We start from the raw sequence: 9,106 nt of genomic DNA, 5'->3' as shown, positions 1-9,106 counted from the left end.
CGCCAAATCACCGAAGTTGCCCGCGCCAACGATTTTTCCAGGGAAGTACTTGAAAAAAGCTGCCAACGTTCATTTGAAAGTTTTCAAATTTACCTTGGCGAGCCCTCCGCCAAAAGCGCCGCTGCTTTCAACGCTGAATTGAGCCAAATGCTGCTGGACAGCATCGAACGGCTGGAAAGCAATGCAGACGAAACCAAAGTCACCAAGGACGTGGTCAAAGACCTCAAGGAACTGGAGCGTGACCTGCGCCTGCGCGGTGAACTGAGTTGGCGCAATTGGGCCAAAATCAGCAAACTCAAACCCGGAGTCAAGAGCAAAGAGGACATTGCCGATTTGCTGGAATTTGCCAAAATACACGAACAACACCCCCAGTTTCAACAAGACATCAAGGCTTTTATCGATCAAATTTTCGAACTGGCCATCGCTGCGCTAGACGAATTTTCAGCCTATAAGAAAAAACGGGGCTTGATCGATTACACCGATATGGAGGCACTGATCATGGACTTGCTCAAAGACGAGCAGGTCGAGACCGTGCTGCGCAGCGAATTGGACTTGCTGCTGGTCGATGAATTTCAGGATACCAGTCCCATGCAATTGGAGATTTTTTTGAAACTCTCCCAATTTGCCCGCCACAGTATTTGGGTAGGTGACCCCAAACAATCGATTTATGGTTTTCGGGGCGCAGCACCTGAGTTGATGCAAGCCATCATGGCGCAAACTGGAGGGGTAAAACCCGAAGACATTCAGGAAAATTCCTGGCGCTCCCGGCAAGATCTGGTGTACGCCAGCAATGCCATTTTTGTCAAAGCTTTTGGCAATATGCCTCCAGAACAAGTAGCCCTTATTCCCAAACGAACCAAGGACCAGGAGCCCATTGAAGTATCGGAGGCACTGGTGCACTGGCATTTTGAAGAAGAGGAGGAAGAAGGCAAAAAGCGCAGTGGCCGCACCCCTGGAAAACCCTGGCCCGAAAACGCGACCGCTTTCGCGCTCCGAGACTGGTTGGAGCGCAAACTCTACGTTTTGCCGAAAGGCGAAAAAAAACACCGACCTGCCATTGCTGGCGATGTAGCCATCTTGTGCAGATCCAATAGCGATTGCCAAAGCATGGCGGAAGCACTCAACCGCGCCGGATTCAAGGTCGCCATTGCGCGGGCTGGATTGCTCAATACCGCAGAGGCCAAACTGGTGTTGGCTTGCCTCAAATACTTGTTGAATTACCACGATTCCCTATCTGTCGCCGAGATCCTCTTGTTGGGCGCAGCCAAAGACATCGAAACCATTGTTGAAGACCGCTTGGACTACCTCAAGGATTACGACGCTGGCGAAGTGACCAACCGCTGGGGAACCAACGATTTCCTGATTCGCAGGTTGGACGAACTGCGCAGTGAAACCATCGAATTGTCGAGCGCCGAAATTCTGGATCTACTGGTCGAAGACCTGGATTTGCGCCGCCGCATTGTGAGTTGGGGCAAAGTCAACCAACGCTTGGACAACCTCGATGTGCTGCGCAAATTGGCCTTACAGTACGAAGGCGCTTGCAACCGCCTGCAATCCGCAGCATCCTTGGGTGGTTTATTGTTGTGGCTCAATGAACTGGAAACGGAAGGACGAGATTTTCAGGCAGCCGGAGAAAGTCCTGATGCCGTTAATGTCATGACTTATCACCGCAGTAAGGGCCTGGAATGGCCTGTTGTGGTGTGTTACAACCTGGAAAAAGACATTCGCACTGAATTGTGGGGACTGAGTATTGTACCGGAAGAAAATACCCAGATTGACCTCAATAACATCCTCGGCAATCGCTGGTTGCGTTACTGGGTAAATCCTTATGACAAGCAATTCAAAGGTACTCCCCTGGCCGAACGTTTGGCGCAAAGTGAAGTGCAAGCACAAAAAATCGCACAGGCTACGCAGGAAGAAAACCGGTTGCTGTACGTAGGTTTGACCAGGGCAAGGGATTTCCTGGTTTTTCCGACTACCAATACGCCTACCAAATGGCTCAACCGAGCCTGGCATGAAGGCAAAGATGATTTTCCAACCCTCGATGCCAGTACCACCGAAACGCTCTGGGAATGGGCGGGACTTCCTTTGTTGAAACAGACCGAAACTTTTACTTTTTCTCGGGATTTTGAAGTTCTTGACATCAAAGAGGGTGATCTGCAATTTTTGGAACCCCGTGTGGGCAAACAAAAACTGGTGCCACTGTACATCGATACCTGGAAGGAAAACCTAATGGACCAAATCCCTTCCCATAGCACCGGTGAATTGATCAATTATGCCTCTCCCTTGCACATCGAATCCTTATTGGCCGATTTTAGCCAGGTTTCGCGGGCAGTCAAAGCCTTCTTTCACGCCTGGCAGCCCGATTATGCGCCACGTGATCTGGAGGACATGACGGCTGGATTGTTGCAGCGTTTTGAGGTAGAAGAATGGATCAGCGCGGAACAATTGCTCCCTGCCGGGCAGGCTTTCCGCAATTATTTGGATCAATATTTCCGGTCTCCGTTTTACCACCAACGGTATCCTTTGCGCCATTTTCAGGGTGCGCGTATTTTTGAACGGGAGTTGGATTTGCTCTTGGAAAGTGAAGAAGGCATTGCCATTGTCCAATTTTCCAGTTATGCTGGAGACATGAAGCGTTACCGCAGCAAAGCCGCGGAGCTTGCACCGTTTTTATACTTCAGCAAAGCAGGGGTACAGCAGGTTTTTAGAGAGGAGAACATCCGCACTTTTGTCCATTTTGTACTGAATGGTGCGCTGGTGGAGCTGCACTTTTAAGAAAACAAGAAATCCAAGCTGGGGCAAAAAAACAGGCTACCCTCAATCGAAAGTAGCCCTGACAATTCCTTGACATCTTGCCCGGAAGCCGGTGCCTATAGGGGGGAATTATCCAATAGATGGCCAGTAAAAACCACCATATTAGTAAGAGGAAAAGCCTGAATGGAAAAGAATACATGAAATAAACAAATAGGAAGTTTGGCGCAGTTGCGTTGTTGCCTTTACGCAGTCAACGGTTTTTGGAATGATTTGAAGCATTCACACATGATTTGCTTTGGCAACGATTGAAAAAAAGAGGGAAAGTGATTAGGATAAATTGGCGAAAGTGATTAAGATAAATTGGCGAAAGTGATTGAGAACACTGACAAGTAAAAAAGAGTGGCTGCTTCCTCCGCGGAAGCAGCCTTTCCTAGTATTATTTCCAGCCTGTTGATTTGGTAATCAACTTTCTGATTTCATCTAGGGAATGTGAAGTCAGAAAGAGATTCCATGCTGAAAATTCAAAGAGATAATTGAACTTTCATTCGTTCAATATAATAATACAAATGTATGCATGATTGAGATAGAAGCCAATAGGGTAAACCCGTAGCTTTTTAAACCTAGGGTTTACCCTAGGAAATTGACTCGTGGGTTGCCATAATCGGAATGGAGATAATGACCGCAGTTCCTTGATTAGGAGCGGATTGCCAAATGACCTGGCCGTCGAGGTAATCGACGCGGGAACGGATATTGCCCAGCCCGTTTCCTTCTTTAACCACATTTATATCAAAACCTAGCCCATCGTCTTCCACGTTGACGGAAATTTGCGAGGGTTCGTAAAAAGCTTGTACCGTAATTTGGGTCGCTTTGGAATACTTGGCGGCATTGTTGAGCAATTCTTGTACCACCCGATACACCATCAACGCAACTTCTTCGCTGATTTGTGGCTCCTCTCCAAAATGTTCAAAAACTACTTCAACTTCGGGAAGGGTGTTTTGGGCTTTTTTGACCAAATCGCCTAAAGCTGCATTGAAACCAAACTTGAGCGCAAAAGGGCGGAGGTCGTGGGAAATGTTGCGGGTTTCCAGACAAGCCTCGTCGATGTTTTTGGCCAAAGGCTCCAATAGTTTGCCCTGAATGGTGGATTCGTATTTGTCTTTCTGACTTTCAATAAACAATTTGATGCTGGATAAATGTGCTCCAAGTCCATCGTGTAAGTCCTTGGCTACCCGATTGCGCTCTTTTTCCTGGCCATCAATGAGCGATTTCATGGATTTGAGCTCCATTTCAGCTCGTTGTTGTTGATTGATCAAGTCTTTCTCCCGCAGCTTCACCCTGACTATCCAAAATCCGGCACCTGCTGTTACCAAAAAGAAAGTCACTAAGAAATAAATGAGGTTCTCGCGATTGCGTTTTTTTTCTAAAATCAATTTCCGGGCAGCTATTACATCCTTCAGGGCGTTGGAAATTTCTTGGGAGCGGGTAATTTGCGTTTGTCCAGAGTTGTAATATTTTTCAATGGCTTGAGCCGTTTTTTGCCAGTATGCCACAGCTTTGGGCGTATTGTTCATCGCGGTATAGCACTCGGCCTGGCCTTTGCAAATCAATTGTATGAGGTATTTGTTGTTCTGTACTTCGGCGATTAATTCACTTTGTTCGAACAACTTGATGGCACCAGGAAAATCATTTTTCAGTTTTTTAATTTTCCCTTTCTGGAGCAGATTGAGTGACTTCAGATAGGATCGGGGTTGGCTTTTCGCCAAACTCATTTCGGTATATTTTAGCGCTGCATTCAAGTTCTCTTTTTGCAACCAATAAGCACCGTAAAGGCTATAGGCGTAGGTGAGGTAGCGCTGATCCTTGAGTTTTTTGCAATCATTGATGGTTTCTTTGAGGACCTTTTCCCGATTCCATGAAATCAGGCGATCTTCCTTTTTTGAGAAAGTATCCTTGTTGATGGCAACATTAAGTAAATCCAGTTTGTAGCCAGCGATCTTGACTTTGTCTTTTTTTAGATGGTAAAACCCCAGCGCTTCCTTGTAGTAATCTATAGCGTATTTGTACATGACATCATCAACGGAGTAAAGATCAGCAATGCGTTTTTTTACGCGGTAATAACCGGATAAGTCGTTGATTTTGAAGTAATTTTCGGCGCTTTCGTAGAAGTTGCTGACAGTAGAGCTGCTGTAATAATAGATGTGTTGAAAAAAGACCCCTTTTAGCTCAAAAGCAATGGCGAGTCCTTTGGCATCTTTCTTTTCTTTATATTCTGTGATTAAACTATCAAGCTTTTTTTGGCTGTAATTTTTTTTGAGGGAGGGATAAAAATCATTTGCCCGAACCGCAACAAGTAGCGAGGAGAAGAGCAACAACAATAAAATTTTACGAAATAAATTCATATTCAATGGCTTCCTTAATCATGGATGGCGTGTTTTGAGACCCAAACTTGGTCAACAAGCTGCTGCGGTGAAACTCTACGGCTTTGATCGAAACGAAGAGTTTATCGGCAATTTGCTGGGTGGTAAAACCCTTGGCTATGAGGTCTAAAACTTCCTTTTCTCTACGGGTCAAGTGTGGTCGGCCACCCATCGACGAATTTTTTTTGGGTTTGTCTTCGCCATCCAGCAGCAACTGCATGAGGTTTTCATTGTAGTATTTTTTGCCGCTGTACACCGTACGAATGGCTGCCCAAAGTTCACTTTTCGTTGTGTTTTTGAGCAGGTAGGCCATTGCCCCTTTTTTGATCATTTTCTTCACCAGACTGGGTTCGTCGTGCATGGTCAGCGCAATAACCCGGGTATTGGGATAATCGCGTACAATTTGCTCGCACACATTCAAACCACTCACATCAGGCAAGGAAATATCCAGCAACACTACATCTATGTTATTGGTTTCCATTACATTCCAAAACGACTCCGCGTTGTGACATCGTGCCGTAATTTGAATGTCGTCTGCATCCAAAAAAATAGATTCCAATCCTTCCGCGAAGATAACGTGATCGTCAACGATGGTTACTTTAATCATTTCAGGCTGGTATTTAATACAGACAACTAGACAGTTGCATGGAAAGTCTTATCCATTATCCTGCTGGTAATCTAACTCAAAAATATAAAAAAAGTTGCAAATAAACTGGATGGACTAGAATAGTAATAAGATGATGTTTTTTTACAATGCAATTTAAGGATTTGAATAATCATAGATTGTTAAAATTTTAATCTTGTCTTGAATCAGCAAATTTTAAAGGAGATTTCCGTACACATTTGTCCGAATATGAACACAGGTTGGGGTTTTTGTTTTTACTAAAAATATGATTATCAAATGATTGTAAGTTTGGCATAAATTTCGCCCCGAATAAAAAAAACTTGACATGTTCAGCACCGCTATCAAAATTGCTTTTCGCAACTTCCGTAAAAACCGTCTCTACGCCGTTATCAACCTCAGCGGACTGGCAGTTGGCTTGGCCGCTTGTTGGATGCTGATGCTTTTTGTACGGCACGAACTCAATTTCGATCGCTTGTTTAAGGGCTCCGAGCGCATTTATCAAGTGCAACTAGATGGCAATTTTGCTGGACAAACTGTGCTTACCTCCAATACACCTCCTCCGGTAGGGGCAACCTTGCGGCGGGAGTTTGCCGATTTTTCGGATCACACCCGTATATTTCAACCCGGTGATGTGGCCATTCGTCGCGAGGAAGCAGGCGGAATTTCGCATGGCTTCACAGAATCAAAACTCCTGGCGGTAGATTCCAATTTTTTGGAGTTTTTTTCCTTTCCCGTTAAATCTGGAGCGGCTGGAACTTGCCTGGACGGACTCAATAGAATAGTGTTGACCGAGAGCATGGCCCAAAAATATTTCGGGGATGCAGAACCCCTTGGCCAAATCTTGCAACTCAACAACAAACCCTACGAAGTAACGGCAGTACTTGCCGATGTTCCAACGCAATCCTCGTTGCAATTCGATTTTTTGACTTCCGTAGCCAATTACGAAGTGGTCAAGTATTTTGATTGGAGTTGGGTGTGGCTGAATGTGGATACCTATGTCAAAACCCGCGCTCCGCTTACCGATCAGCGACTAAAAGCATTGCATGCCCTTTTTCCGGCTATGGTCAAAAAAAATGCGGCCAGCGCCTTTCGCCGCATCGGTCAACCCATTGATGTGTTTTTGAAAAATGGCGGAAAATGGGACTTTAAGCTCAAACCCCTTGAGGCCATACACTTGTATTCTGCAGGGGTACAAGGGCGCTTAACCACTCTGGGCAGCATCCGCGAGGTGTATGTATACGGCACCGTTGGCTTACTGATCATTTTGATGGCTTGTGTAAATTTCATGAACATTTCCACCGCTCGCTCGGGGCAACGCGCCCGTGAAGTGGGCGTTCGCAAAGCCCTGGGTTCTGGAAGCCGCGCCCTGATCGCACAATTCCTGACGGAGTCTACGGTGTATGGTTTGGGGGCGGGTGTGCTGGCTTTGGCCTTGTTGTACCTGTGTTTGCCGCTCTTTAGTCAAATCATTGCTACCCCATTGCAAATCAGCACCCTTTTCTCAGGTTGGCCAGGAGCTTTAGCGTTGTTGTTGCCTATCGGAGTTGGCTTGCTCAGTGGCAGCTATCCGGCCTTGTTTTTGTCGCGTTTCAACATCGTCAAGGTCATCAAAGGCAGCATCCCAGTGTTGAGTGGCCGCCAGGTTTGGATTCGTGGAGGCCTGGTGGTCTTCCAGTTTACCATATCGATTGCCTTGATTACCTGCACCATCATTGTCTTCCAACAATTGTCGTATACCCGAAATAAGGAAATTGGCCTCAACCAGGAAAACGTATTGCTCATCCGCAATGCCCAGCGCCTGGAGGGGAAGGAAGAAGTTTTCCGCCAACAAATCTCAGACCAACCAGAGGTCATTAATGCCACTTGGTCAACCGATGTGCCTACCAGCGGTTATTTTGGCGACTTTTATGTGCCCGAAGCCGGCCTGGACGGCGATCAGGTGAGCAAGGATTTGGTCTTGAGTTCCTACATGGTCGATTACGATTTTGTCCCTACTATGGACATCAAAATAGTGCAAGGACGCAATTTCTCTCAGGATTTCCGCTCAGACTCTGCCGCGGTCGTCCTGAATGAAACCGCTGTAAAATCCGCAGGGTGGAAAGATCCGATCGGCAAATACATCAATTACCCCGGAGGTAACTACCAGCGTTTCAAAGTGATTGGGGTGATGAAGGACTTCAACACCCAGTCGTTCCGCTTGGCGATCGAGCCTTTTGCCTTGTTTCACCACTCTTCAAAAAGCTATACTTTACCTTACTCCTACATTTCGGTGCGGGTCAAACCTGGGCAGGAAAAAGCCCTGATCAGCAATTTGGAAAGCCGCTGGAAAGCCATAGCTCCGGGCGCTCCCCTGGATTATACCTTTTTGGATGCCGCTTTTGCAGCGCAATACCGCTCCGAACAAAAGCTGGGCAAGGTGCTGAGTGGGTTTACGGGATTGGCCATCTTCATCGCTTGTTTGGGCTTGTTGGGCTTGATTGCATTTGCCGTAGAGCAGCGCACCAAAGAAATTGGCATCCGCAAGGTACTGGGCGCCAGCGTGGCAGGCATTGTGGGTTTGCTTTCGCGCGATCTGTTGCGCCTGGTGTTGATGGCTGTGGTGATCGCCGTTCCGCTGGCCTGGTACGCGATGAATCAATGGTTGCAAGATTTTGCTTACCGGGTGCCCATGCAGTGGTGGTTTTTTGCACTGGCAGGAGGCATGGCGCTGCTGATCGCGTTTTTGACGATCGGTTGGCAAAGTGTACGGGCGGCACTGGCGAATCCGGTGGAGTCGTTGAAGAGTGAGTGAGTGACGAAAATGCATTAATTGCTTTTTTCCTTGTTGCTTTATACTCCTTAAAACATCTTATCTTTGTTGGAAAATTCACCGCAATGGCCAAAAAACTGATTCGTTTCGACTGGGCGATGAAAAAGATGCTTCGCCACAAAGCCAATTTCGACATCCTCGAAGGCTTTCTGACGGAACTACTTGGCGAAGAAGTGAAAATCAAACAAGTTCTTGACAGCGAGAGCAACAAGGAAACGGAAGACGACAAGTTCAACCGAGTAGACATCCTCGTGGAAAATGAAAAAGGGGAGCTCGTCATCATCGAAGTCCAAAATACGCAAGAGTACGACTACTTTCACCGGATGCTTTTCGGTGCATCAAAAGCCATCACCGAGCATATCAAGGAAGGTTCAGCATACGCCCAGGTAAAAAAGGTCATATCCATCACTATTGCTTACTTCGATTTGGGACAAGGGAAAGACTATGTCTATCATGGCACCACTGTATTCAAAGGCATTCACAAAGGAGACATTTTAG

5 protein-coding genes are annotated in these 9,106 nt (G+C 46.5%); 3 read left to right on the top strand and 2 right to left on the bottom strand.

The features are described from left to right. Positions 1–2,778, top strand: a 2,778-nt coding sequence (locus ABW391_RS02315) for a UvrD-helicase domain-containing protein (protein ID WP_353480204.1), incomplete at its 5' end; no start/stop codon positions are given. Between the two features lie 611 nt (positions 2,779–3,389). Here the strand turns inward: ABW391_RS02315 and ABW391_RS02310 are convergent. Together ABW391_RS02310 and ABW391_RS02305 are read right to left on the bottom strand one after the other, a co-directional pair. Further along, positions 3,390–5,156, bottom strand: a complete 1,767-nt coding sequence (locus ABW391_RS02310) for a sensor histidine kinase (protein WP_353480203.1) — start codon at positions 5,154–5,156, stop codon at positions 3,390–3,392. After that, on the bottom strand, positions 5,140–5,781 hold the full coding sequence (locus tag ABW391_RS02305) for a response regulator (RefSeq protein ID WP_353480202.1): 642 nt from the start codon (positions 5,779–5,781) through the stop codon (positions 5,140–5,142). The genes ABW391_RS02310 and ABW391_RS02305 overlap by 17 nt, the downstream gene beginning before the upstream one ends. A 343-nt stretch (positions 5,782–6,124) precedes the next feature. Between ABW391_RS02305 and ABW391_RS02300 the strand changes: the two genes are divergently transcribed. Further along, the gene (locus tag ABW391_RS02300; protein WP_353480201.1) at positions 6,125–8,590 is read left to right on the top strand and encodes an ABC transporter permease; all 2,466 of its coding nucleotides are present in this window, start codon (positions 6,125–6,127) and stop codon (positions 8,588–8,590) included. Positions 8,591–8,673: 83 nt separating this feature from the next. Further along, positions 8,674–9,106 (top strand): Rpn family recombination-promoting nuclease/putative transposase (locus ABW391_RS02295; protein ID WP_353480200.1); only part of this gene is annotated, 433 nt, incomplete at its 3' end.

This window comes from Haliscomenobacter sp. (genome assembly GCF_040403615.1).
In the GTDB taxonomy this organism is placed as follows: Bacteria; Bacteroidota; Bacteroidia; order Chitinophagales; family Saprospiraceae; genus Haliscomenobacter.
The sequence above is the reverse complement of the archived record's forward strand: the minus strand, read 5'-3'. Positions and strand labels throughout refer to the sequence as shown.

Bases quoted from the DNA above. Each gene is read 5' to 3' on its own strand.
- ABW391_RS02310 (WP_353480203.1), bottom strand. From the start codon at position 5,156: ATGAATTTATTTCGTAAAATTTTATTGTTGTTGCTCTTCTCCTCGCTA.
- ABW391_RS02305 (WP_353480202.1), bottom strand. From the start codon at position 5,781: ATGATTAAAGTAACCATCGTTGACGATCACGTTATCTTCGCGGAAGGA.
- ABW391_RS02300 (WP_353480201.1), top strand. From the start codon at position 6,125: ATGTTCAGCACCGCTATCAAAATTGCTTTTCGCAACTTCCGTAAAAAC.